Annotated in this window: 22 protein-coding genes and 1 pseudogene; 18 read left to right on the top strand and 5 right to left on the bottom strand. The window is 68.2% G+C overall.

Translation table 11 applies throughout. The features are described 5' to 3' along the window. Positions 1-2: 2 nt before the first annotated feature. From VS93_RS18330 to VS93_RS29320, 4 genes are all read right to left on the bottom strand, one after another. A complete protein-coding gene (locus VS93_RS18330) occupies positions 3-182 on the bottom strand; it encodes a hypothetical protein (RefSeq protein WP_046471129.1) in 180 nt (59 codons plus the stop codon). A gap of 164 nt (positions 183-346) precedes the next feature. Continuing rightward, positions 347-1,105, bottom strand: coding sequence for a DeoR/GlpR family DNA-binding transcription regulator (locus VS93_RS18325; RefSeq protein WP_046471128.1), 759 nt, complete (start codon positions 1,103-1,105; stop codon positions 347-349). 818 nt (positions 1,106-1,923) lie between these two features. Then, entirely contained in the window at positions 1,924-4,359 is a 2,436-nt protein-coding gene (locus tag VS93_RS28350) for an ATP-binding protein (protein WP_082126995.1), read from the bottom strand. Between the two features lie 334 nt (positions 4,360-4,693). Further along, entirely contained in the window at positions 4,694-5,002 is a 309-nt protein-coding gene (locus tag VS93_RS29320; RefSeq protein WP_156184909.1) for a hypothetical protein, read from the bottom strand. A 214-nt stretch (positions 5,003-5,216) separates the two neighbouring features. Here VS93_RS29320 and VS93_RS18310 point away from each other — a divergent pair, with 214 nt between their 5' ends. The 16 genes and pseudogenes from VS93_RS18310 (at position 5,217) to VS93_RS18235 (ending at position 19,325) form a co-directional block, all read left to right on the top strand. After that, a complete protein-coding gene (locus VS93_RS18310; RefSeq protein ID WP_046471126.1) occupies positions 5,217-6,068 on the top strand; it encodes a helix-turn-helix domain-containing protein in 852 nt (283 codons plus the stop codon). Further along, complete coding sequence (locus VS93_RS18305; protein WP_082126994.1) at positions 6,068-6,331, top strand: DUF397 domain-containing protein; 264 nt, start codon at positions 6,068-6,070, stop codon at positions 6,329-6,331. Before VS93_RS18310 ends, VS93_RS18305 begins: the two co-directional genes overlap by 1 nt. A gap of 245 nt (positions 6,332-6,576) precedes the next feature. Further along, positions 6,577-6,774: a hypothetical protein gene (locus tag VS93_RS18300; RefSeq protein WP_046471125.1), complete on the top strand. Its 198-nt coding sequence runs from the start codon at positions 6,577-6,579 to the stop codon at positions 6,772-6,774. Further along, positions 6,761-7,306, top strand: coding sequence for a DUF6879 family protein (locus tag VS93_RS18295; protein WP_046471124.1), 546 nt, complete (start codon positions 6,761-6,763; stop codon positions 7,304-7,306). Before VS93_RS18300 ends, VS93_RS18295 begins: the two co-directional genes overlap by 14 nt. Continuing rightward, entirely contained in the window at positions 7,306-8,145 is an 840-nt protein-coding gene (locus VS93_RS18290; RefSeq protein WP_046471123.1) for a helix-turn-helix domain-containing protein, read from the top strand. The genes VS93_RS18295 and VS93_RS18290 overlap by 1 nt, the downstream gene beginning before the upstream one ends. 121 nt (positions 8,146-8,266) lie before the next feature. After that, on the top strand, positions 8,267-8,383 hold the full coding sequence (locus tag VS93_RS29315; RefSeq protein WP_156184908.1) for a lasso RiPP family leader peptide-containing protein: 117 nt from the start codon (positions 8,267-8,269) through the stop codon (positions 8,381-8,383). A gap of 66 nt (positions 8,384-8,449) precedes the next feature. Next, positions 8,450-10,291: an albusnodin/ikarugamycin family macrolactam cyclase gene (locus tag VS93_RS18285; RefSeq protein WP_052745843.1), complete on the top strand. Its 1,842-nt coding sequence runs from the start codon at positions 8,450-8,452 to the stop codon at positions 10,289-10,291. Next, positions 10,288-10,560 (top strand): PqqD family protein, encoded by a 273-nt coding sequence (locus VS93_RS18280; RefSeq protein ID WP_046471122.1) that lies wholly within the window; start codon positions 10,288-10,290, stop codon positions 10,558-10,560. The genes VS93_RS18285 and VS93_RS18280 overlap by 4 nt, the downstream gene beginning before the upstream one ends. Further along, entirely contained in the window at positions 10,560-10,994 is a 435-nt protein-coding gene (locus VS93_RS18275; RefSeq protein ID WP_236700605.1) for a lasso peptide biosynthesis B2 protein, read from the top strand. The genes VS93_RS18280 and VS93_RS18275 overlap by 1 nt, the downstream gene beginning before the upstream one ends. 10 nt (positions 10,995-11,004) lie before the next feature. After that, positions 11,005-12,048 (top strand): methyltransferase domain-containing protein, encoded by a 1,044-nt coding sequence (locus VS93_RS18270; RefSeq protein WP_046471121.1) that lies wholly within the window; start codon positions 11,005-11,007, stop codon positions 12,046-12,048. 185 nt (positions 12,049-12,233) lie between these two features. Further along, positions 12,234-12,743, top strand: coding sequence for a class I SAM-dependent methyltransferase (locus VS93_RS27145; RefSeq protein ID WP_052745842.1), 510 nt, complete (start codon positions 12,234-12,236; stop codon positions 12,741-12,743). An 870-nt stretch (positions 12,744-13,613) separates the two neighbouring features. After that, positions 13,614-14,324 (top strand): DUF6777 domain-containing protein, encoded by a 711-nt coding sequence (locus VS93_RS29310; protein WP_156184906.1) that lies wholly within the window; start codon positions 13,614-13,616, stop codon positions 14,322-14,324. Then, a complete protein-coding gene (locus tag VS93_RS18250; RefSeq protein ID WP_046471120.1) occupies positions 14,321-14,611 on the top strand; it encodes a hypothetical protein in 291 nt (96 codons plus the stop codon). Before VS93_RS29310 ends, VS93_RS18250 begins: the two co-directional genes overlap by 4 nt. Before the next feature lie 174 nt (positions 14,612-14,785). Further along, positions 14,786-15,511 (top strand): 4'-phosphopantetheinyl transferase superfamily protein, encoded by a 726-nt coding sequence (locus VS93_RS18245; RefSeq protein WP_046471119.1) that lies wholly within the window; start codon positions 14,786-14,788, stop codon positions 15,509-15,511. A gap of 278 nt (positions 15,512-15,789) precedes the next feature. Continuing rightward, positions 15,790-17,861 (top strand): annotated as a pseudogene (locus VS93_RS18240) (prolyl oligopeptidase family serine peptidase). 285 nt (positions 17,862-18,146) lie between these two features. Next, on the top strand, positions 18,147-19,325 hold the full coding sequence (locus VS93_RS18235; protein WP_046471118.1) for a JmjC domain-containing protein: 1,179 nt from the start codon (positions 18,147-18,149) through the stop codon (positions 19,323-19,325). A 60-nt stretch (positions 19,326-19,385) separates the two neighbouring features. On the opposite strand, the gene VS93_RS18230 is transcribed toward VS93_RS18235, so the two are convergent. Beyond that, positions 19,386-20,192 (bottom strand): TetR/AcrR family transcriptional regulator, encoded by an 807-nt coding sequence (locus VS93_RS18230; protein ID WP_046471117.1) that lies wholly within the window; start codon positions 20,190-20,192, stop codon positions 19,386-19,388. Between the two features lie 279 nt (positions 20,193-20,471). Between VS93_RS18230 and VS93_RS18225 the strand changes: the two genes are divergently transcribed. Next, positions 20,472-21,155: a DUF2306 domain-containing protein gene (locus VS93_RS18225; RefSeq protein ID WP_236700604.1), complete on the top strand. Its 684-nt coding sequence runs from the start codon at positions 20,472-20,474 to the stop codon at positions 21,153-21,155. Beyond that, the gene (locus tag VS93_RS32605; RefSeq protein ID WP_269082871.1) at positions 21,152-21,286 is read left to right on the top strand and encodes a hypothetical protein; all 135 of its coding nucleotides are present in this window, start codon (positions 21,152-21,154) and stop codon (positions 21,284-21,286) included. Before VS93_RS18225 ends, VS93_RS32605 begins: the two co-directional genes overlap by 4 nt. Positions 21,287-21,302 lie beyond the last annotated feature (16 nt).

Below are 21,302 nucleotides of genomic sequence, written 5' to 3'. Positions count from 1 at the left end.
GGTCAGCAGAAATGCACTCCGTGCGTGTGGAAGGAGGCGTCGATCGCGTCGTCGTCGACCTTGTCGTCCATGTCCTCCTCGGGCGGCGCCCCCGCCCCCGAGACGACGGCCGCGATGAAGAGTGCGACGAGCGCACCGAGCACGATGAGGGAGCCGATACCGAACATCACCAAGAGGGACACATGGCCTCCCTGAGGGGACAAGGCTGAACGGCGCCGCCCGGCGGCAGTGCCGGAAAGCCCCGCACCGGGTTGGTCACTTGACGCATGCCCCGTACCGCTACGGGTCACACATCCATAACGCCAATCGGTGGATTTGCGTTTCCGGTTTTCGCCCCGCTCGGTTCTCAGGCGCGGACGACCGACACCCCGTGTGCGTCGATCTCGGCCACGAGGTCCTCCGGGGCGTCGGTGTCGGTGACGAGGGTGTCGATGTCGCCCACGGGCGCGACGTAGCCCATCGTCACGCGGCCGAGCTTGGTGGAGTCGACGGCCATGACGGTGCGCTGCGCCGACCGCATGGCGCAGCGTTTGACGGCGACCTCGGGCAGGTCGTGGGCGGTGATGCCCTCGTTCACCGAGAGCCCGCAGCAGCCCAGGACGGCGGTGTCGAAACGCAGCGCGTTCAGGGAGGCCTCGGTCAGGGGGCCGACCAGCGCCAGCTCGCCGGGGCGGACCTCGCCGCCGGCCATCAGCACCGTGGTGTCCCTGCCGCCGCTGAGCGCCTGCGCGGCCTGCAGACCGAGGGGCATGGCGGTTATCGGGCGGCCGGCCAGTTCGCGCGCCGCCTCCGCCGCGGTGGTGCCGCCGTCGACGACGACCGCCTGCCCGTCGCCGATCAGGCCGGCGACGGCGCGGGCGATGCGCTTCTTGGCCTCGGCCGCCTGGCGCTCCCGGATGGCGTACGGCGGCTCCTGGCCGCGCGGGACCAGGCTGACCGCGCCGCCCCGCACGCGGCGCAGCACGCCCTTGGCGGCGAGCTGGTCCAGGTCGCGCCGGATGGTCATCTCGGAGTGGCCGGTGAGCTCCGCGAGCCCGACGACGCTCACCTCGCCGGCCTCGCGCAGCCGGCCCACGATCAGGTCGAGCCGTTCCGTGCTGTCCACGGCACCATCCAAACACAGGCGCCGTTCTTTTCCGGCCGCGGTGAGCAGGGGTGGTGTTCGCTCCGGCGGCGGGCGGCGGGGCGCCGGCATCCACCGTGAAGTTACGGCCGGATTCGCCTCTCTGTCGTGTCCGTATCTTCACGGTGAAGAACACGGGTGGTGTCGTGGATTTCGATGTTCGTGCAAGAGACTCGCGAGTGCGGCTGAAAGCGGTGAGTACCTCGTCAAGCGATGTGCGCTGACCGAAGTCAGTGGCTTGGCAAGACAGTACGAGTCTGGGGCCGCGCAAACCAGCGGCCGTGTCTTCGAGTTAGCTGAGGCACTTATAGTTCACAGGTGAGGTCCCTGTGGCTGCGCCCTACCCAGCATGACTTCTGACGGTCAGGAGCAGAACAAGCCGGTGAAAACCCGCTCAGAGACTCACTGCTCGTCCCTGCTCCTGACTGGTCACCGGGTATCCACTGTGAGCATGGACAACTCGTCTATGATCTCGGCCGCCTCGGAATGCCAGGCCGATAGTTCCGCCAAGCCCGGAACGATCGGACGCTGATGGTAATGACAGGCGGGACTGATCGCGGACCAAGCGGCGAACCAGCGCCGCGCGATCCTATGGTGGCCCTCGTACTCTAAGCACAATGCCTGCACGCGGGCCCGATATTTGACGACTTCAGGGCGGGTACGCCGCCAGAGGCCGCGCATTTCCTCCTCCAAGCCAAGCCGAATCAGGAAGAATACCGCGCGTCGGCGCGCTTCAGAGCTCTCAGCCACTTCGCAGTCTATGAGTCCGAGCACAGCGAGGGACCAATTTTCTGGCTCTGTCATTGATGTTTCCCGATCTGGTTGACCAGTTTCTCAACTCTTCCCACTAGTGTTTTTGGATCGGAAAGCGCTCCGGCCTCGTGTGACCCGTGGTTGCAGTCATCGATTATTTGCAAAGCCTCCTCTCCGAACGCCTCTCGGATACTCTGGGGGATATCTTCGTCTCTGAGACGGCCTTCCTCACTGAGGGCGAGTCCCGCCAATTGTTTCAGCTCACGCGTTTTGGATGTCTGCTCCTCGATCCACTTCCACTCCTTACCTCTGCGACTCAAGGCCTGGTACGCGAGATCATAGAACGCGGCTTCCAAAGCCGAACGGCATACACCGGGAAGAACCGTCTTGGCCACATAAGAACTGACGTTGGCGTCCTTGATCAGAGCTTTCGCCTCATTCACCGCCTGCGTTGCTGGAGCGCTGCGCTTCTTCGTGAGCACTGCAGACTCTCGGCCGCGTTCCACGCGAACCTCGGTTACCGGAAGCCCCTGGAAACGGAGTGAGTCCACCAACCGATGGTCGTGAGTGAAGACGACGACCTGTCGGTTTTCGGCGACTTCGGCCAGAATCTGGGCCAATTTGACTATCTTGACTGGATCCATCGACTGCACCGGATCATCGAGCACGATGAACCTGAACGGGCTCTCATCGGTGGTGGCACGCGGCAGGAATAATGACAGCGCCAGCGCGTTGAGCTCCCCTTGGCTCACCACTCCCAAGGCGGTAGTCTCTCGGCCATCCACAGCAAGGTCCAGAGCCAGCTTTCGCCTGGTTCCCTCCCCTGTGAGCGCGACCGCGGCAAGTTCTACGCTGCTGTCCATGCAAAGCTTCTGCCAGTTGCGCTTTACACCCTTCTCCAAGGGACGCAGCCGATCCGTGCGCAACTCATTGTGCACCTCCTTGAGCCAAGCCCGGGCTTCTTGGAGTTGCTTGAGTTCCTGACGGCATTTGGTGGCTTTTTCAGCCTTGCAGACCCAGGTACGCACGCGCGAAGTAGCGTTTGACCACTGTTCGTTCGCCACAGAGAGTTCAGCCGCGGCCGCTGCCCGAATGGGATCGCAGGCGTCGCGTAGGGGTGCGGCGCTCGCTTCGATCGCCTCGATGAGGGATTCGGGCTGCTGGTGAGAACGGCAGTTCAGCCACGCCTCCCATGCTGGAGTGACTTGTTCGGGCAGCCATGCGGGAGGATCCTCGATGAGGCGGTGTGCCGCCTGAACTGATTCGGTGACCTTACGCTGGACTTCCTTGACGTGCTCACCCTCACGTCGTAGTTCCCTAATCTGCTGCTCACAGTCGATAACCCAGGCGTCGGTGAGTTGGTCTCCAGTACCGCACACCGGACAATCATGGTCCTCGGGGATGGATCGATGGAGTTCCACTACCCGCGCGAGTAGATCGGACCGCTTGAGGGCTGTGTCCGCCGATGTCCCGGACACGGTAGCCGATTCCTTTACGGCTGATCGCAAGTCCGCAAGCACGGTGGCTGTTCGCTGAGTGTCTGGCCCGTGCAAGTTCGCCAAAGCACGCAGCCGCGCGTGATCGGTCCCCTCCGGAAGGCGGTGGGTTTCCAGCAGTGCGCGCAGCCGACTGGTCGAAGGAGACCGCTCGTTCAGCACCTTCACGACTTCACGGGCGCGAGAATCGTCCAGAGCACTCAGTTCAGTTCGCAGTCCGGCGAGTTCTTCCTTGGCCGCAGTGTCGACCTGCTTCAAATCCTTCTCTTGTGCCAACAGATTCTGCTGCGCATCGATGATGCCCTGCAAACCGAGCACGGCGGCCACGGACTTGTACATATCTGTGGGACGGCCAGCCACACTTGTTCCCAATTCCGAGTAAGAAAGGAACGGCCGGTAAGGGGTAAGCGCCACCCCCCAATCGATTTCTTCCAACCGATGATCGTCCTCATCTGGAGCCGAAACGAGAGTGACCGCATCCTTCACCTCATCGCCATTCCAATAACGGCGCACGCAGCGTGATTTTGCATCGCTGGCGGATATGTACTCTACCGATATCTTCGGTTGTTTTTCACTAGGGAAATGCAAGTTGCGCCAGTCATCCTGGACCGTCTTCGCTCTCTTGGCCTCAGTCCACCTGGCGTTCTCCCCAGTGAACGCTAACTCCAAAGCCTCAGCGAAACTTGATTTCCCAGTTCCATTTGCTCCAGTGATCACGGTGAGGCCAGGGCCGGGTGCGATATCCAGTCGTGTCTCCGCACCAATACCACGGAATCCGCACACTGTAACTGATTTCAAGTATGTCGGCTCAGGTACGGTTTGGGACGGCCTCGCGGAGGAGGCCGGAAAGGCCTTCAACACGATCTCTCGGGCAGCGGGGGCCAGGTCGGAGTCTGCGAGCTTGACTTCGATGAGGTCACGCAGCGCACCCGAACGCGAAGTTCGCGACATTTCGGTCTCCAAGCAGATAAAAGGGAAGTCCTGCATGGACCGCTTAGGGAGGACAGCTCCAGGTTGCCCTACATCGTCGCTTCCCGCTGCACTTTGACCGGAAAAGCAGTCTGGAGTTTTTACGCACGCTCTCTTCACAAGCCTGGTCTCAAGTCTCGATCGATAAAAGGCCTGGTGAGAGACGTCGCCTACCCAGCAACCGATAACCGATAGCTACTCGAGGGGCGCGTCATCGACTGCAGGGCGCGCCCTGGGCCGCTTTCGCGGCGGCGGCCCGGGGCCGGAGCCCAAGGCCGCCGCCGCGTAGCCGGGTTTCAGTTCACAGCGGAGGTGGGTGCGCGCAGCAGGCGGGCGATGGTCGCGGCCAGGTTTAGCGCGGGGGTGCCTTCGGGGATCTCGCCGCCGACGGTGAGGCTCCACTCGGCGCTGCGGTCGTCACGCAGGTCGAGTTCGACGGTGTAGCCGGTTGCGGGGTTGGAGATCTCCAACGGCCGGGCTCGCGCTCGCTCAGGCCGTGCACGGTCAGCCCGGCCGCGGTGAGCGGGGCGGTAACGGTCTCGGTGTAGCGGTCGAACTGCTCCTCCGACAGCAGTTCGGGGGTCTCGGCGTCGATGGAGGTGTCGACGCAGTCCCACGCCTGGGGGATACTCGGCGCGGGAAGGGTTGAGACGTCGGTCATCGATGGTCCTCCTCTTCTCAAGGCACCGCCCGGGGTGGATGAGGGGTCCAATCTCAACGATCACCCCGGGCGGTGGTCTGTGTGGGCGGCGCAGAAGGCCGCCCTCGTTCTCTGGTTGATCGCTCCCGATGAGAGCTGGGTCACTTGCTGCTAGCGTGCGACCTAGATAATCTTCTGTCAAGTTATTCACCAAATTTGGCAGCAAGGAGTTTCGATGTCGAGGAAGCGGAAGGTCACCCTGAGGGCTCAGTGGCTGGGGAAGCTTCTCAAGGAGCTCCGGCTGGAGAACGAACTGACGCTGAAAGAGGTAGGAGAACACATCAGGCGGGACTTCACCACGCTCAGCCGGTTTGAAGCCGGTATCCAGCCGATCCATCAGTCCGAGTTGCTCGCACTGATGGATCTCTACGGCCTTGAAGGCGAGAACCAGCGCAACACGCTGCTACAGCTTGGCCAGGAGCAGACCAAGACAGGGTGGTGGGAAAAGTACTCCAAACAGGCCGAAAGCTGGTTCCTCGACTACCTCTGGGTAGAGAGTCGGGCACAGACCATCCGTGCATACGACGCGATGCCAGTGAACGGTCTCCTACAGACACCCGAGTATGCGGAAGCCTGGATTCGAGCCGTCAACCCGAATGAGTCAGCGACATTCGTAGAGCGCGGCGTGGAACTGAGACTAGCGAGGCAGCGTGTGCTCGTACGAGACGAGCCGATGGAGCTGTCGGTGATCATGGACGAGGCAGCCCTCCATCGGCTAGTTGGTGGACGCGATGTGATGAAGGCGCAACTACGGCACCTCATGGATCAGTCCACGCATCCACACATTGAGCTCCGAGTGCTTCCATACTCGGCGGGAGAACATGCGAGCCCGGATGGCGGTTTCAGCCTGATCAAGATGGAAGACCCCTTCCCCCAAATCGCCTACACGTTGGGGCCGGCTGGGGGCCTCTACCTGGAAGCAGAACAGGCTGACAAACTCGACGGCATGTTGGGGCGGCTTCGTAGCGTTAGTCTTGATTGCGAAGAATCAGTAGCGCTTATCGCGGCTTTGGAGAAGAGACTGTGATGTACACAGACACGTCCTCGGTGGTCGCCTGGCGCAAGAGCAGTCACAGCCCTAACGGCGGTGCCAGCTGCGTCGAGGTCGGCTGGCACCTCAGCAACCGCAGCCCAGATGGAGGGAAGAGCTGCGTGGAAGCCGGCCCCGTCCTCGACGGTTCCACCCGCTTCGCCGTGCGGGACTCCACACAGCGTGACCTCGGGTTCCTCTCCTTCGGCCGGTCGGAGTGGGCGGCGTTCGTGCGCGCCGCCAAGCGCGAGGCGCTGTAGCACTCCGCTCCCCCGTCTCGCGCCGGACGGCCCTCCTCATCGACACTGGTCCGGCCGCCAGATCCGCCCGGACACCCCGGCGGCACGGCCATGATCAACGGGACCACGGGAATCCGCCCATGGCCCTCCACGTCCGGCGCGCTCCCGGCGGCGACAGGTCTTCCTCCCGTTCAGGATATTCTTCTACGTATATTATTTATGGGAATATGCCCACCAAGACTAACCCTCTTGGTGAGGAGGACGCAGTGAGGCTCACGAAGATCGCCGGGACGTGTGAGGACGACACCTGCCCGACGTTGTACGCGACAGACCAGGGGACGGTGGTGGTGCAGGGGTACACCGTGACCGATGCCGGTGTTCTCGACGAGCTGGGGCTTCCCGCGGGTGAGTCCGCCGTCGAGGTCCCGGCTGACCTGCTGAAGGGGCTCCATGCCGGTTCTTGAGCCGGCGGAGTTCGGCCGACTGTTCCGCGACGTGGAGCGCAGTGTGTTCCGGTTGGAGACGCGGCCGGTCTACAACCCCGTCTCGGAGGCGGACAGGCTACGCTCGTACCTGGCGGGCGAACCGTGCCCGAAGGAACGCGAGCCGTCGGCGTACATGAAGCGGGTGGCCGAGCAGACCAGCCGCGGGATCGACTACTCGCGGGTCCACGTGTTCGAGGGGCCGCCCACGGACTACCTGCGCTACGAGATGGAGTGGGGCTACCTCTACAATTCCCGGGCCGGGGACCGCGTCTTCATTCTCGACACCGCGGAGCGGGAGCGTCCGAGCGAACTGGTCGACGAGGACTTCTGGCTGTTCGACGACACCCGCGTCGTACTCATGCGCTACACGGACGACGGCGAGTTCCGGCACGGGGAGCTGCTGGAGGACCCCGACCTCGCTCACTACCGCGCCCAGCGTGATCACGCGATGGCTCAGGCCGTACCCTTCAGCGAGTACTGGAAGGCGCATCCGCACTACCACCGGGACTGATGGCAGCACGGGAGTCGTTCGAGCGGGACCGCGCGGAGCTGGCCGAGGAGATTCGCCGACTCCGCGTGGATTCCGGCATGTCCGGGGTCGCGGCGGCGGAGCGGCTCGGGTGGAGCCAGTCGAAGGTCTCCAAGATCGAGACCGGCCGTGTCACCCCCGGCACGGACGATGTCGACGCCATACTCAAGGTCCTCGCCGTACCCCCCGCGACACAGCGTAGGCTCTTGGCCAGGGCCGCCGACCTGAACGAGCGCTATGACTCGCTGCGCATGCTGCGCAAGCGCGGCCTGCACCGCGTCCAAGAGGCGATCGCCCGCGAGGAGCGCGCGACCACACTGACCCGGACGTTCCAGCCCACGATGGTTCCGGGCCTGCTGCAGACGGCCGAGTACGCTCGGGCCGTGTTCAGCCAGCCGCTGTCCATGTCGGGCGTGGACGTGGCCGAGGCGGTCCGCAGCCGGCTCAACCGGCAGTCCGCGCTGTTCGACACCGAGCTCCGGTTCCACTTCGTGATCACCGAGGCCGCTCTCCGCTGGAAGCTGGGTGATGCGCAGACGATGGCCGCCCAGATGGACCGGATCGCCAACCTGTCGACACTGGCCAATGTCCGCGTCGGCGTGCTGCCGTGGGAGACGCCCGTTCCCCAGGTACCCAAGAGCGCCTTCGTCCTGCGCGACGAGCGGGAGGTCGTGGTCGAGGGGTTCACCACCCGCCAGTCCATCACCGACACCCGCGACATCGCCTTCCACCAGCAGCTGTTCGAGCTGTTCGCCGACGCCGCGGTCTACGACGACGAGGCCAGGAACTTCCTGGCGCGGCTGGCCCGCGAACACACCTGATCCCGTCTCTCCCCGTGACCTGACCGCCCGGCGAGCAAACTATTCCTTGAACTAGTCAGTTTTCGAGAATAGTCTCCGTAATGCACGGAGATCCCCTGCCGCTGATTCAGGAGGAAGTGACATGCAGGTCGAGACCTACGAGCCTCCGATGGTGATCGAACTGGGAGACGTCCGCGAGTTGACGCTCGGCTCGGCGGCGCACGACACCGCCGACACGAACGTCGCCCGCTACAACTGACCGTCCGCCCGGTGTGGACCCACGGGGTTGGGTCCACACCGGCTACGCGACGAGGGGAGCCGCTCCATGGCGAAGCAGCGGTTCATATTCGGACAGGCCGGAAACCCCGCTATGTCCTCCAGCCTCCACGGCCGTGCACTCTGGACAGGCGAATGCTCCGTGCGGCTGTCCGGGCACTGGCCCGCCAGGCAGGTACGGCAGTTGAGCTTCGGCCCTCGCCGGGCGGTTCTCTTCGGGGAGTGTCTCGCCCCCGACACCGCTCTACTCGAACATCTGGCCAGCGCGCCCACCCTCCCCCGCGCAGTCATGGGCATGGGGAGCCTTGCCGGTGCCTACGGTGTGGTCGTCACAGACGGCTCCGAGACGGCCATCGCCGGGGACATGGCGGGACTCGTCCGGATCTGGTTCCGCTGCGGGGAGGGAACGGTCGAGTACGCCTCCAGCCCACTCCCGCTGGCCTCGCCGGACGGCCTCCGAATCAACCCAGGGATACTGGCCGCCCGAATGCTGTGTCCCGATGTCATCGAAGGCTCCGGTGGCGCGTCTCTGTTCAGCGGTCTCACCGAACTGCCGCCCGACCAGGTGCTGCACGCTCGGGTCGGTCATGCCTCCGTCGTGGAGCGTTCCCGGCATTGGGAGCGGACCGACTTCGCCACGGCAAGCGACGCGCTGCACTCCGCCTTGCTGACCGGAGTGGACGAGCGTGTCGCCGGAGTGCGCTCAGTCACCGCTGATCTCAGCGGCGGCCTGGACTCTTCATCCCTCGCCCTGCTCGCCGCCCGCGGCCGGACGTCCCCGATCCCGGCCCTCACCTACACCGATTCCTACGCGGCCAACGATGACGACACGGATTATGCCTCCCGCATCGCTGCCGTTGCGCCCGCCCTGGAACAGGTGCTCGTCGAGGGCGACGCAGCGACCCTGCCCTTCACCGACATGATGGCGGTCCCGTTCACCGACCACCCCAGCCTGGACACGGTGATCTACGCGCGTGACCGTTCCCGCCTCCTGCCCGCCCAAGGCTCCACCCTCCACCTCGTCGGCGACGGCGGGGACGTGGTGCTCGGCGCTCCGTTGACGTACCTGGCCGACCTCGCACGGCCGGCCCGCGCCCGACAGTTCGTCCGGGAGACCACCGGGTGGGCGAGACTTCGGCACCGTCCGGTACACCGCGTCATACGCGCGGCGCTGACAACGGCCCGGACGAGTTACACGGACACACTTACCGCGCTGGCCTCCCAGCTTGAAGGGTTACCCAGGCCGCACCGTGCGGGCTACTCCCCGGCCATGGAGAACAGCATCGCCTGGGCCGCTCTGAGCCAGTCCGCCCCGTGGGCGACACCCAGTGCTCGCTCTGCCGCAGCAGGCCTGCTGCGGCAGACGGCGGAAGGCGCCACCGCTGCCGACGGCGCCGATGCCCACACACTGCGCACGATCCGCTGGCACGCGGCGGCAACCCGATCCTTCATGGCGATCGCTGAGCACCTTGACGTCCGGGTGTCCGCTCCATTCTTCGACCACCAGGTGCTGGACGCCTGCCTCAGCTTGCCCGCGGCCGACCGGGTATCGGCCGACCGGGCGAAGCCTCTGCTGGGTGCCGCCATGGTGGGCTTGCTCCCGAATGAACTGTTCACACGCCGCACCAAAGGCGACTACAGCGCCTGCGAGTACCACGGAGCACGCCGCAACGCAGCGGTCCTGCGCGCGCTACTGCACGAGTCCCGACTCGATGACCTCGGCATCATCCGGCCTGACCTCGTACTCCGCGAACTGGATACCGCGGTCGGCGGAGGCCGTGCGGCGATGGCCGGGCTCGGCGAGGTCCTCTCCGCCGAGGTGTGGTTACGGCGCCTCGACGACCGCTCCTCCCCTGTCACAACCGCAAATCAAAGACAAGGGCACCGATGACGACAGTCGCCCCCGCCCCGAACGTCCACTTCGTGACCACCGAAGACGGTGCGGTACTGCTCAACCTCGCCACGGGAAGGTTCTTCGGGCTCAACCCCACAACTGCCGCGATCTGGAACCGGATCACGGCCGGTACCGATATCGAAGCGATCACCGCCGAACTCGCACCGGAATTGGGCATCACTCCGGGCCGGCTATCCGCCGACACCTGTCGACTGGTCGAGGCTCTGCGCAACCACGGGCTGCTCAGGGGCGGGAAGGAACAGTGATGAGTACGCACATGCCCCTTCCCGCGGCACCGGACCGCCGTCTGCGCCACCGCGACCGGTTGGCCGACCTGTTCGGGTTCGCGATCGCGATCCTGCTGCTGCGCTTCCCTGTCAAATACAGCGTGGCGATTGTCGGCAAGCTGAGGCAGGGCGCCCCGAAACCGGCCACCCTGAACGAGGCCGCCGCTGCCGTGGCCGCCAGCCGCACCGCCGCACACTGGTTCCCAGGCCGGGCAGCCTGCCTGGAGACCTCCCTCGCTGCCGTGATCGCCGCGCTGCTGCTTCGCCGCTCCCTCGGCTGGTGCATCGGCGCGCGCCTCATGCCCTACGCCGCCCACGCCTGGGTCGAGGCGCAGGGACACCCGGTGGGCGAGGCGCACGCGCCGCCGACCGCCCCTGCCTGCTCCTGCTTCGTACCTGACATCGATCCCTGAAAGGCTCCCTGTGGAATTCAGCCCAGCGGTCCGACGCGCCCTCGACGCCGTCGATGAGGACCATTACACGCGGCACCCTGACGGCGCCCTCGTCACTCAGACGACCGTCGGTTGGCTCATCGCCTCGACGCTGGACGAGCTCGATGTCCGGTCAGGCATGCGCGTACTGGAGATCGGGACGGGGTCGGGCTACTCCGGCGCTCTGCTCGCCGAACTCGTCGGCGAGGCAGGAACCGTGGTGTCCGTGGACGTCATGCCCGATCTCGTCGACCGTGCGCGGGAGCGGCACCACAGCCAGGCCCGGAGCAATATCGAGCTTCTCGCCGACGACGGCAGGAAAGGAGCACCCGACTGCGGTCCCTTCGACCGCGTCGTCGCCTGGGCCACCCCCGATGTCATCCCGCAAGCGTGGGTGGAGCAGGCCGCATCAGAAGCGCTTCTCATCACTCCGGTCCAGGTCACGCCCCTGGTGAAGACGAGCGCAGTGGTCAAGGCGCGTATCACCGCCGACGGCCGGCTCTCCGGGGAATCGCTGTCTTCCGGCGGGTACGTGGAGATGCACGACGAGGTGCTCACCCAGTGGCTCGTCCCTCCGCGCGGTGTCGACGCCCTCGTCCGCGACGCGGAGGGGACGCCGTGGTGGTTCGCCGCTGCGTGGGCCGCCGACGACGAGCATGCGGCGGAAACGCTGCTGAGATCGCTGCAGGATGCCCGCCCGAGTCCACGCGGGCCGCTCACCGAGCGCGAACAGGCGCAGGACTTCGTCGCCTATCTGTACGCTACCTGCCCTGACGGCCTAAGCGTCGCGGGTCTGGGCGGCTCAGGTTGGCGCGTGGGCTACTCCGACGCCCGTGGCGCCGCGCTGTTCGACCGCGGCACGAGGACGGACACCGTCCACGTCGGCGGCCAGCGGGCACCGCGGATCCTCCGGGAGTGGGCGGAGGCGTGGCGCGGTGCCGGACACCCTGGGTACGCAGATATGCGCCCGGCTCTCCACCGGGTGGACAGCGGCTGGGAGGTCCGTCCCACGCTGGACATGGGGTATCGGCCTTGATGCGGTGGCCCACGAGCCCAATCACCTCCTGAAATCGCGCCTGCTGCGGCGCCCCGCCTCGTGGCCGTCGACTATCCGGAGCTGAGCGCCGGTGACCCGGACTGGACGGATATCCGTCCCGGTGGATGGCCATTGGCCTTCGCGGAATGGTTGGGGCCGGGCCAGGTGCTGGGCACACCCATGTCGTGAGCCCACAACCGCTGGCGAACGAGGGCCCCGGACACGTCCTGGCCGGCGACTACGACGAGGACCCGGACCGCTTCGCCGCGAACCAGAGGGCGACCGAGCGTTTTCTGGCCCGTAACGACGTCCATCCTGACGTGGCGGAACGGTTCGCGGCCGAAGCCCGCCACCTGGTCGTCGACATCGGCGGCGGCAACGGCACGCTCGCCCGGCTGCTGGGCGGCCGCGGCATCCGGACCGTGGTGGTCGACCGGGCCGGCCACATCGCCCAGGCGCCCCGGCCCGCGGTGCGCGCGGACGCCCTCCAGCTCCCTTTCCCGGACAACACCTTCGACGGCGCGGCCGCGCTGTGGATGCTCTACCACCTGGCCGATCCCGTTCCCGCCCTCCGCGAGGCACACCGGTACTGCGCCCCGACGGCCTGCTCGCGGTCTGCACCTCCAGCCGCTACAACGACCCCGAACTCGCCTCGGCACTCCCCCGGTGGGGCGCCCGACCAGCTTCGACGCTGAGAACGGACGCGAGCTGATCGAACCCGTCTTCGACGACGTAGACGTGCGGCACTGGAACGCGCCGCTGGTACACCTGCCCGACACCGGCGCGCTCGCCTGTTCCTCTGCGGCCGCGGGCTTCCCCGGCACCGCGCCGAAACCGCCGCCCGGCAGTTCGCCACCCCAATGACGGTCACCAAGCGGGGCATGATCGCCTGGGCCCGCAAGACACGGCCGCACGCGCCTTCCCCGCCGATGCGCCAATGAGATTGGAACGTCCAAGCCCTCTCATCCCACAGGCACCACCGTCGGGTTCACCGGGGATCTCGCATCCACCGTGAAGTTATGACCGGATCCACCTTTTGGTCGTGGCCATATGTTCACGGTGGCCGGTCCGCGGGCGCGCGAGGGCGGTACCGGTCGGCCTCTGGGCGGGACTGCGGCATACCGCAATGCGACCGCCGCGACCGGCGCCACCGCCAAAGCCGCTGGTCCTGGCATTCTCCGATGAGAAAACTCACTGAGATCATCCCACCGGGGTACGAAAACGCCGCCGATAGGGCATAATCGGGCCAAGCACCGGGGCACCCACCGATCGGGGCCGGTGCCACCAGATGAGGTGGAGGGGCCTGGGCCCACTGGACGGCTTGGAGGGTGCCACTCGGTGTCAGTGACCCCTCGGACCCCATATCCCAGTCATCCCAGGAATCCGGTCAGCGCGAACGGCCGGACCGAGGTCTGACCGGCACCTGATTCCGTGCGGCTCGGAAACGAGCACCGAAAAGCGGCCCCGCTCGCCGTCTAATGGCTGGCCCCCAGCTTCCTCTGGTGACATTCCGCGACTCTGCATCACCGGAGACCATTTTTCGCGACCAAAAGACGGAGCCTTTTGTGTGGAGATCTCTGGCGGCGACCGCCGCTTTTGCGTTGACCATCGTACTGAGCGGCTGCGGGGGCGGCGAAGAGCTGTCTGTTGAGCTGCAGGCGATCGATGAGCCCGGACCGGGCCCCTTCACCGAGCCCGTCGGCACGGGCACACCCCTGGGGCAGACGGCACCCGCCGACGAGCGGAACGCCCCCAACGCGGAGGAACCCGCCGAGGAGGAGAGCGGCGGGGACGAGGGGGCCGACACGGAGCCTCCCTCCGGGACCCGCGACGGCGGGGAGGAGGGCCTCTACGGCGATGCCGACGACGATATCCACTGCGACAAGGAGGCCCTGGTCGGCCAGCTCAACGCGGACGAGGACAAGCGCCGCGCCTGGGGCGAGGCGCGCGGGATCTCCCCCGAGGAGGTCGAGCCCACGATCCGGGCGATGACACCGGTACTCCTGCGCGGCGACACCCTCGTCACCAACCACAGCTACAACGGCGACGGTTCCTGGGAGCCGTTCCTGGCCACGCTAGAGGCCGGAAGCGCGGTCCTGGTGGACGAGTACGGCACCCCGGGGGCGCGGTGCCAGTGCGGGAACCCGCTGACCGAACCGCAGGCGAACGATGAACCGGTCGATCCCGGCGAGCTGCCCGAGCCCGACTCCCCCGAAGGGAGGAGACCTACACGGGCGAGTCCTGGGAGGGCTACACACCCACGGAGACGGCCGTGATCACCCCGAGCGAGGAGCGGATCACCGAACTCGTGGCCACCGACATCAACACCGGGAAGTCCCGCCACATCAAGGTCGCCGAGAAGGAGGACTCCGAGGAGACCGACCCGGGCCAGGGTCCCTACCCCTCTGAGTCTCCCGGCGTCCCCGGGGAGTCGCCGGTGTACCCGGACGGGGAGCCGCACGAGCATCCGGACGGTGAGGAGGAGCACGGTGTCGAGGAGGACGAGCAGCCGGACCAGGACACCGTCCCCGAGCAGGAACCGGCCCCCGAGAGCGACGGCTGACACCGACACGGAACGCGTCCCGGTGGCCGGGCACGCATCGGCCGGCCTCGGGCGCATCCGCCGGGGTGCGCCCCCGGACCGGGCGCACGAGGGCCGTCGAATGGGGCGCCGCCGTTTCCGGTGCGCGCCCGGAACCGGGAGAATGTTCGTGTGACACCTGGACCGAGGACGCCCGTGTGCGACGTGTGGTGGGCGGACCCCGCCTGGGCCTCGCCCGCGCTGCTGGACCTGCTCGACGAGCGCGAACGGGAACGGCACGCGCGTTTCCGGTTCGAAGCCGACCGGAACCGCTACGCCGTCGCGCACGCGCTGGCCCGGCTGGTCTGCGCGCGCGAAGCGGGGTGCGCACCCGACGAGGTCGCCTTCAGCCTGCACTGCCGCGGCTGCGCGCGGAAGCCGGGCGGGCGGAGTGAACCGCACGGCAAGCCCCGGCCGGACGGGCCGGCGCACGGTCTGGAGATCTCCCTGAGCCACTCCGGGGACCGGGTCGCGCTCGCGCTCACCCGCGGCGTCGCCGTCGGGACGGACGTGGAGCGCGTCTCAGCGGAGCGCGACATCGAGGGCATCATCGAGTACGCCCTCACCGGGGCCGAGCGTGCCGCGCTGGAAAGCCTGCCCCCCGAAGCGCACGTCAACGGGTTCTTCGGCTATTGGGCACGCAAGGAGGCCCTGCTCAAGGCCACCGGCGACGGGCTCTCGGCCGGGCTGAGCTCGATCAGCGTCAACGGGCCGCACGAGCCGGCCGAGCTGCACGCTTGGAACGCCCCGGAGCCCCCGGAACACGCCTGGCTGACCGACCTGGACGCCGGTCCGGACTACCGGGCGGCCCTGGCGGTCCTGGCCCCCGGCCCTCTCACTGTCGTCCCCCGCGACGCCGCTCCCCTGCTGCTCGGCCGGTAGCGCGAAGGCGGCCACGCGCGGGGGCCGCGGCGAGTGCGGTGGGGCCGGCCGTCGGGCGACCGCGTCGCGCCCCTCATCGTCGCGGCGTTCCACCAGCGCACGCCGTATGCCGAGGGCCGTTTTGTAAACCTCACCCTTCCGCCATATTTACGGCCCTGCCGGGAAGAGATGAATGGCTTGACCGGGATGACGGTGCGCTTTGATGATGTGATCGTGCGTAACCATCCGCCTGGCTTCGTGCCCGCTCCTGTCCCCCGAACCCCGGACCGCGGGTGAGCATGGCCTTCTCGCGCCAGGACCTCGCCCGGCCCGGCGAGCGCGATGCCCCCGTATCGGTCGTGGAGACCCTGCACGGCCGCGCGGTGGCCGACCCCTACCGATGGCTGGAGGACCCTGGATCCGCCGCGACCCGCGGATGGCTCGACGAACGGGCGCGGGAGTTCTCCGAAGCCGTGGCGACATGGCCGCTGCGCGACCGGCTCGCCGCGCAGATCCGCCGGCTCGTCAGCACCGACCTCTGGGCGCCCCCGGTGCGGCGCGGCGATCTCGTCTTCGCGACACGGCGCGACGCCGGAGCCGAGCACCCGCGGCTGCTCGTCGGGCACGGCACGACGGAACGCCTGCTGTTCGACCCCGCCGCCTTCGACCCCAGCGGCCGCACAACGCTGGACGCCTGGGAGCCGAGCCCCGATGGCCGCCACGTCGCCGTTCAGACCTCCAGCGGTGGCACCGAACGCGGCGCGCTGCGTGTGCTGTCGACCGAGACCGGGCGTCCGGTCGAGGAACCGATCCGGGGTGTGCGCTACTCCCACGTGGCCTGGCTCGGCGATCCCGGAACGGCCGCGTTCTACTATGTGCGGCGCGACGACGGCGACGGCCGCCGCGGGGTGTGGCTGCACCGCGTCGGCGCGGAGCCGGACCGCCCCGACATCCTGGTGCACGCCTGCGCCGGGCCGCGCACCGTGCCGGGCGTGCGGCTGCTGCGCGACCGGTGGCTGCTGGTCTCGGAGAGCCATGGCACCGGCCACCGCAACGACCTGTGGATCGCCGATACCGCGCACGGCCGCGCGGAGGAGCCCGCGCTGGTCGGCGTGCACGTGGGAGAGGAGATCGAGTCCCGGGCCGACATCGGCCCCGACGGCCTGCTCTACCTGCGCACGACGCACGGTGCCCCGCGGCGCCGCATCTGCGCGGCCGATCCGGCCGACCCCGATCCCGCCCACTGGCGCGAGGTCGTCCCCGAAGACCCCAGGGCCACCCTGGACGGTTTCGCCGTCTGCGAGGCCGGCGAGGCCGTGGAACTCCTCGTGTCCCGGACCCGCCTCGGCATCAGCGAGCTGACGGCGCACGACCCGCGCGACGGCCGCAAGCCGCGGCGCCTCGAACTCCCCGGCGAGGGCATGGTGACCCAGCTGGAGAGGGCCACCGACGGCTCCGCGCACTTCTGCTACGCCGACGTCGCCACGCAGCAGACCGTTCTGACCTACCGCCCCGGCGACCGGCTCCCACGGCGCTGGCCGGAATCCGCCGCGACCCCGGAGCCGCCCCGCGTGCACCGGCGGACCATCCGGTGCCGATCCCTCGACGGCACGCGGGTTCCGGTGACGATGTTCTCCTGCTCGGCCTCCCCGCCTCGTGGGAGGAGCCCGCGCCCACCATCCTGCACGCCTACGGCGGTTTCGGCCGGCCCCGCCAGTTCGGCTTCAGCGCGACCGTTCTGGCATGGCTGCTGGCCGGCGGCCGCTACGCCGTCGCGCACGTGCGCGGCGGCGGCGACTCCGGACGCGAGTGGCACCTGCGCGGGGCGCGCCGGAACAAGATCCGCTCGGTGCAGGACCTCATCGCGGCGGGTGACGCGCTCGTGGCCGACGGATACTGCACCCGTGGCCGGTTGTGCCTTTCCGGCGGGTCGGCGGGCGGCCTGCTGGTGCTCGCCGCGGCGACGCTGCGCCCCGACCTGTGCTCGGCCGTCATCGCCTCGGCCCCGCTGGCCGACATGGCGCGCTTCGAGCGCCTCGGCCTGGGAGCGATGTGGATCCGGGAGTTCGGGACCGCGGCCGACCCCGGCGACTTCGCCGCGCTGATGTCCTATTCGCCGTACCACCGCGCCCTCGACGGGCACGGCCACCACTATCCCGCGGTCCTGCTCACCGGTTTCCACGGTGACACCCGCACCGATGCCGCCCACCCTCGCAAGATGTGCGCCGCGCTGCAGGCGGCCGGGGCCCCGGCGCTGCTGCGCTACGAGCACGACGTCGGGCACGGGCCGCGCGCCGTGAGCCGGGCGATCGATCTCGCGGCCGACGCCCACGCGTTCGCGGCCGCGCGAACGGGGCTGTCCCCGCGGTGACGAGGATCCGCGCGGACGGCCCACTCCCCAACAGAAAGAGAGGTGAACGTGTAATGGACCCGATTGAGGTCGAGGTCGAGGACCTTGGAGAGGTCACCTCGCGGGACATCACCGCGGGCGGCGACAGCGACGGTACCGACTCCAGCTCCGACTTCATCTAGGCACCGCAGACACAGAACCGAGAGACCGACCAGCCTACGCCGATCCGGCCGCCGGGGCACCACCGTCCTGGCGGCCGGCCCGGCCGCGACGGCCCCGACCAGCACCCGAGGAGGAGCGGTTACCTTGACCGATCGCCTGTTCACCGAAGCGCTGCGAGCGGCCGTCGGTGAGGACCTGCTCAGTACCCGCCTGTCCGCGGACGTCGTCTTCGCCGACCTCGGCGAGGCGGCGGTCCGCCCACTGCTGACCTTCGACGACCTCAGCGACATCCTCGCGACCAGCGCGCTGGAACCGCCGCGGGTGCGGCTGCACCGTCAAGGGGCCCCGGTCCCCGCCGCGCGCTACACCGAGACCGGTGAGGCGTCGCGCGCCGCCCGGAACGTCATCCGGCCGGACGCGCTGTACCAGGAGCTGCGCGACGGCGCCAGCCTGGTGCTGGACGGGATCGACCGGCTGCACCCGCCCGTCCGCGACGCCGCCGACGACCTGATGCGCCTGGTCCGCGAACGAGCCCAGGCCAACCTGTACCTGATCTGGGGCGACTCGCACGGCTTCGACACCCACTGGGACGACCACGACACCTTCGTCGTCCAAGTGGCCGGGACCAAGGCCTGGCAGGTGCACGGCCAGGGAAGCAGGCCCTACCCCATGAAGGTCGACGCCGACCACAGCCACACCCCGCCCGACGGCGTCCTCTGGGAGGGCGTCCTGCGGCCCGGCCAGGTGCTGCACGTGCCGCGGGGCTGGTGGCACACGGTCAAAGGCACCGGTGACGTCAGCATGCACCTGACGTTCGGGTTCACCCGCGCCACCGGCATCGACTGGGTGCGGTCGCTGCTGGACCGCCTGCACGACGTCCGCCTCCTCCGCCAGGACCTGCCGCGGTTTGCCTCGCACGAGGAGCGGCGCAAGCACCACCACGAACTGGTCCGGCATCTCGCCGACCTCGCCGAACAGCACGACATCGACGAACTCCTGACCGAGCGCGACTCGCGGTTCCCGCGCCGCCAGTCGTTCTCACTGCCCTGGGCGGTGGACGACTCCGAGCCCACCGCCGACACCCGGGTGGAGTTCGTACCGCTCCTCACTCCGCCGATGGACTGCGACGGAGACAGCGTCGCGGTCACGGTGTCGGGCAAGCGCTACCGTTTCCCGGCCGTGGCCGAGCCGATCCTCGCCACGATCGCCAACGAGCGCGCGACCACCGTGGCTACGCTCGCCATGCTCTCGGGGACCGACCTGCCCACGACATCGCGGGTGGTCCAGGCGCTGGTGCGCCACCACCTGGTCGTCCTGCGGTGAGGCGGCCCTTTCGGGAGCCGGGGGGTAGCGGCGTGTCCGGGATTTCGCCTCCTCCGGTGGTCACCGCCGCTCCGGCTCCTCTCCGGACGCACGCGCCCGGACGTAGCTCTCGATCCCGTCGAAGAGCCGCTGCAGCCCGAACGTCAGTTCCGTCTCCATGAGCTCGCCCGGCTCACCGGGCTCCCGGGGCGCCGGGGAGTCGAACACCCCGTCGGCCAGCATGCCCGCCAGGGTCGGGTAGGTGCCGGGGTCGACCACCCTCTTCAACGCGGCGGCGTAGTCCAGATCCATCTGGCGCGCGGTGGTTCCGCTGCTCCGCAGCCGCTGCCGCATGTCCTCCTCGATCCGGGACAGCTCCCGCACGGCACCGGTGACGAACATGATCAGTTCGATGCTCTCGACCTGGCTGAGCCCGGACTTCGCTGTCGCTCTGAGCCCCGCCTCCATCCACGCCAGGTTGTTGGGCCCCACCGGCGGTCGGTCGATCGCGACCCGCAGCATCCACGGGTGGCGCCGGTAGATGCGCTGCTGCGCCCGGACCCACCATCCGATCTCGCCGCGCCAGTCGCGCACGTCCTCCTCAACGGGCGGGACCGGCCCGCTCCCCGCGTCGAACATCAGGTCCAGCAGCTGCTCCTTGCCCGGTACGTAGCGGTACAGCGACATGGTCGTGTACCCGAACTCCTTGGCGATGCGCTGCATCGACAGCGCATCGATCCCTTCGGCGTCGGCGAGGTCGACAGCCGCCTGAACGATGCCGGCCACGGTGAGCTTGGGCTTGGGACCCCGCCGGGGGCGGTCCCGCACCCCCCAGAGCAGTTCAAGGCTGCTCGGCGGTCTGTTCGCTTCGTTGTCCTCAGTCGCCATGTCCTACCAGCCGGTCCGTTGCCGTTTGACTTCCATCCTAGAACTGTGTATTAGTTACACTATACAGTGTGCGAAATAAACAGTTTTTAAGGGGCACGCGGCCCTGACCGAACCGGCCGTCCTCGCCGGCGGCCGCGCCCAGCGCTCCGGCCCCCCTCAGGACCCGCTGTCCGTCCGCGCTTCCGGACGCTGAGCCGTCGCCTCCGGCGGACCGCCCCACCGAGAGACCGCGGCCCCGCCACGGGCCCCAGAACCGCTCACCACCGATCGGGAAGAGAAATGAGCACACCCACCGGGGGACCACCCTCCCTGTCCGTTCAGCGGACCACAGCGGCAGGCCCCGCGACCGGAACGGACCGGCACGCTCCCACCGCGGACGAGCGGCCCGCCCGCGCTGAGGGCGCGCCCCGCCGCTGGTGGCGGCGGCCGTGGATCCTCCCGCTGGCGCCGCTGGCCGCCGTATTCATCGCCTTCTCCGTCTCCCCCTACCTGACCCTCGACCCCGCCCAGGCCCGGCTGCCGCTTCGCGAGGGCTCCGACCTGCACTTCCCCATGCTGGTCGCCCACGTCGTCTTCGGCTCGATCGCGCTGGTGACCTGCTGCGCGCAGGTCTGGCCGTGGCTGCGCAGGAACCACCCGGCCGTCCACCGCACGAGCGGACGGGTCTACGTCTTCGCCGGGGTGCTGCCCGCCGGCGCGACCGCCTTCGTTGTCAACTACCTCAGCACCTCCGGCATGGCCACGCAGACATCGAGCTACCTGATGGCGGCGCTGTGGCTGGGCTTCACCTACACCGGGTTCCGGATGGCCCGGAGGCGCCGGTTCGCCGAGCACCGCGAATGGATGATCCGCAGCTTCGCGCTGACGCTGTCCATCGTGATCAACCGGTTCTGGGGGGTGCTCTTCATGCTGATCGCACTTCCCCGGCTGGACACGGTGTACGGCGGCGACGAGAGCGCATGATCGCCGCCATCGCCGGGAGCACCTCCTGGACGAGCTGGGTGGTCAATCTGCTCATCGCCGAGTGGTGGATCCAGTACCGCCGACCCGGTGGGCGCACGGCCGGGGACACGCCCGCGCGCGCCCGCGGCTAGCGGCCCGCGAGGCCAG

It is taken from the genome of Allosalinactinospora lopnorensis (assembly GCF_000981225.1).
GTDB lineage: Bacteria > Actinomycetota > Actinomycetes > Streptosporangiales > Streptosporangiaceae > Allosalinactinospora > Allosalinactinospora lopnorensis.
The sequence above is the reverse complement of the archived record's forward strand: the minus strand, read 5'-3'. Positions and strand labels throughout refer to the sequence as shown.

What these genes read in the sequence shown, in the direction of transcription:
- VS93_RS28350 (WP_082126995.1), bottom strand. Translation starts at nt 4,359, where the DNA reads ATGCAGGACTTCCCTTTTATCTGCTTGGAGACCGAAATGTCGCGAACT.
- VS93_RS29320 (WP_156184909.1), bottom strand. Translation starts at nt 5,002, where the DNA reads ATGACCGACGTCTCAACCCTTCCCGCGCCGAGTATCCCCCAGGCGTGG.
- VS93_RS18310 (WP_046471126.1), top strand. Translation starts at nt 5,217, where the DNA reads ATGTCGAGGAAGCGGAAGGTCACCCTGAGGGCTCAGTGGCTGGGGAAG.
- VS93_RS18305 (WP_082126994.1), top strand. Translation starts at nt 6,068, where the DNA reads ATGTACACAGACACGTCCTCGGTGGTCGCCTGGCGCAAGAGCAGTCAC.
- VS93_RS18295 (WP_046471124.1), top strand. Translation starts at nt 6,761, where the DNA reads ATGCCGGTTCTTGAGCCGGCGGAGTTCGGCCGACTGTTCCGCGACGTG.
- VS93_RS18290 (WP_046471123.1), top strand. Translation starts at nt 7,306, where the DNA reads ATGGCAGCACGGGAGTCGTTCGAGCGGGACCGCGCGGAGCTGGCCGAG.
- VS93_RS29315 (WP_156184908.1), top strand. Translation starts at nt 8,267, where the DNA reads ATGCAGGTCGAGACCTACGAGCCTCCGATGGTGATCGAACTGGGAGAC.
- VS93_RS18285 (WP_052745843.1), top strand. Translation starts at nt 8,450, where the DNA reads ATGGCGAAGCAGCGGTTCATATTCGGACAGGCCGGAAACCCCGCTATG.
- VS93_RS18280 (WP_046471122.1), top strand. Translation starts at nt 10,288, where the DNA reads ATGACGACAGTCGCCCCCGCCCCGAACGTCCACTTCGTGACCACCGAA.
- VS93_RS18275 (WP_236700605.1), top strand. Translation starts at nt 10,560, where the DNA reads ATGAGTACGCACATGCCCCTTCCCGCGGCACCGGACCGCCGTCTGCGC.
- VS93_RS18230 (WP_046471117.1), bottom strand. Translation starts at nt 20,192, where the DNA reads ATGGCGACTGAGGACAACGAAGCGAACAGACCGCCGAGCAGCCTTGAA.
- VS93_RS18225 (WP_236700604.1), top strand. Translation starts at nt 20,472, where the DNA reads ATGAGCACACCCACCGGGGGACCACCCTCCCTGTCCGTTCAGCGGACC.
- VS93_RS32605 (WP_269082871.1), top strand. Translation starts at nt 21,152, where the DNA reads ATGATCGCCGCCATCGCCGGGAGCACCTCCTGGACGAGCTGGGTGGTC.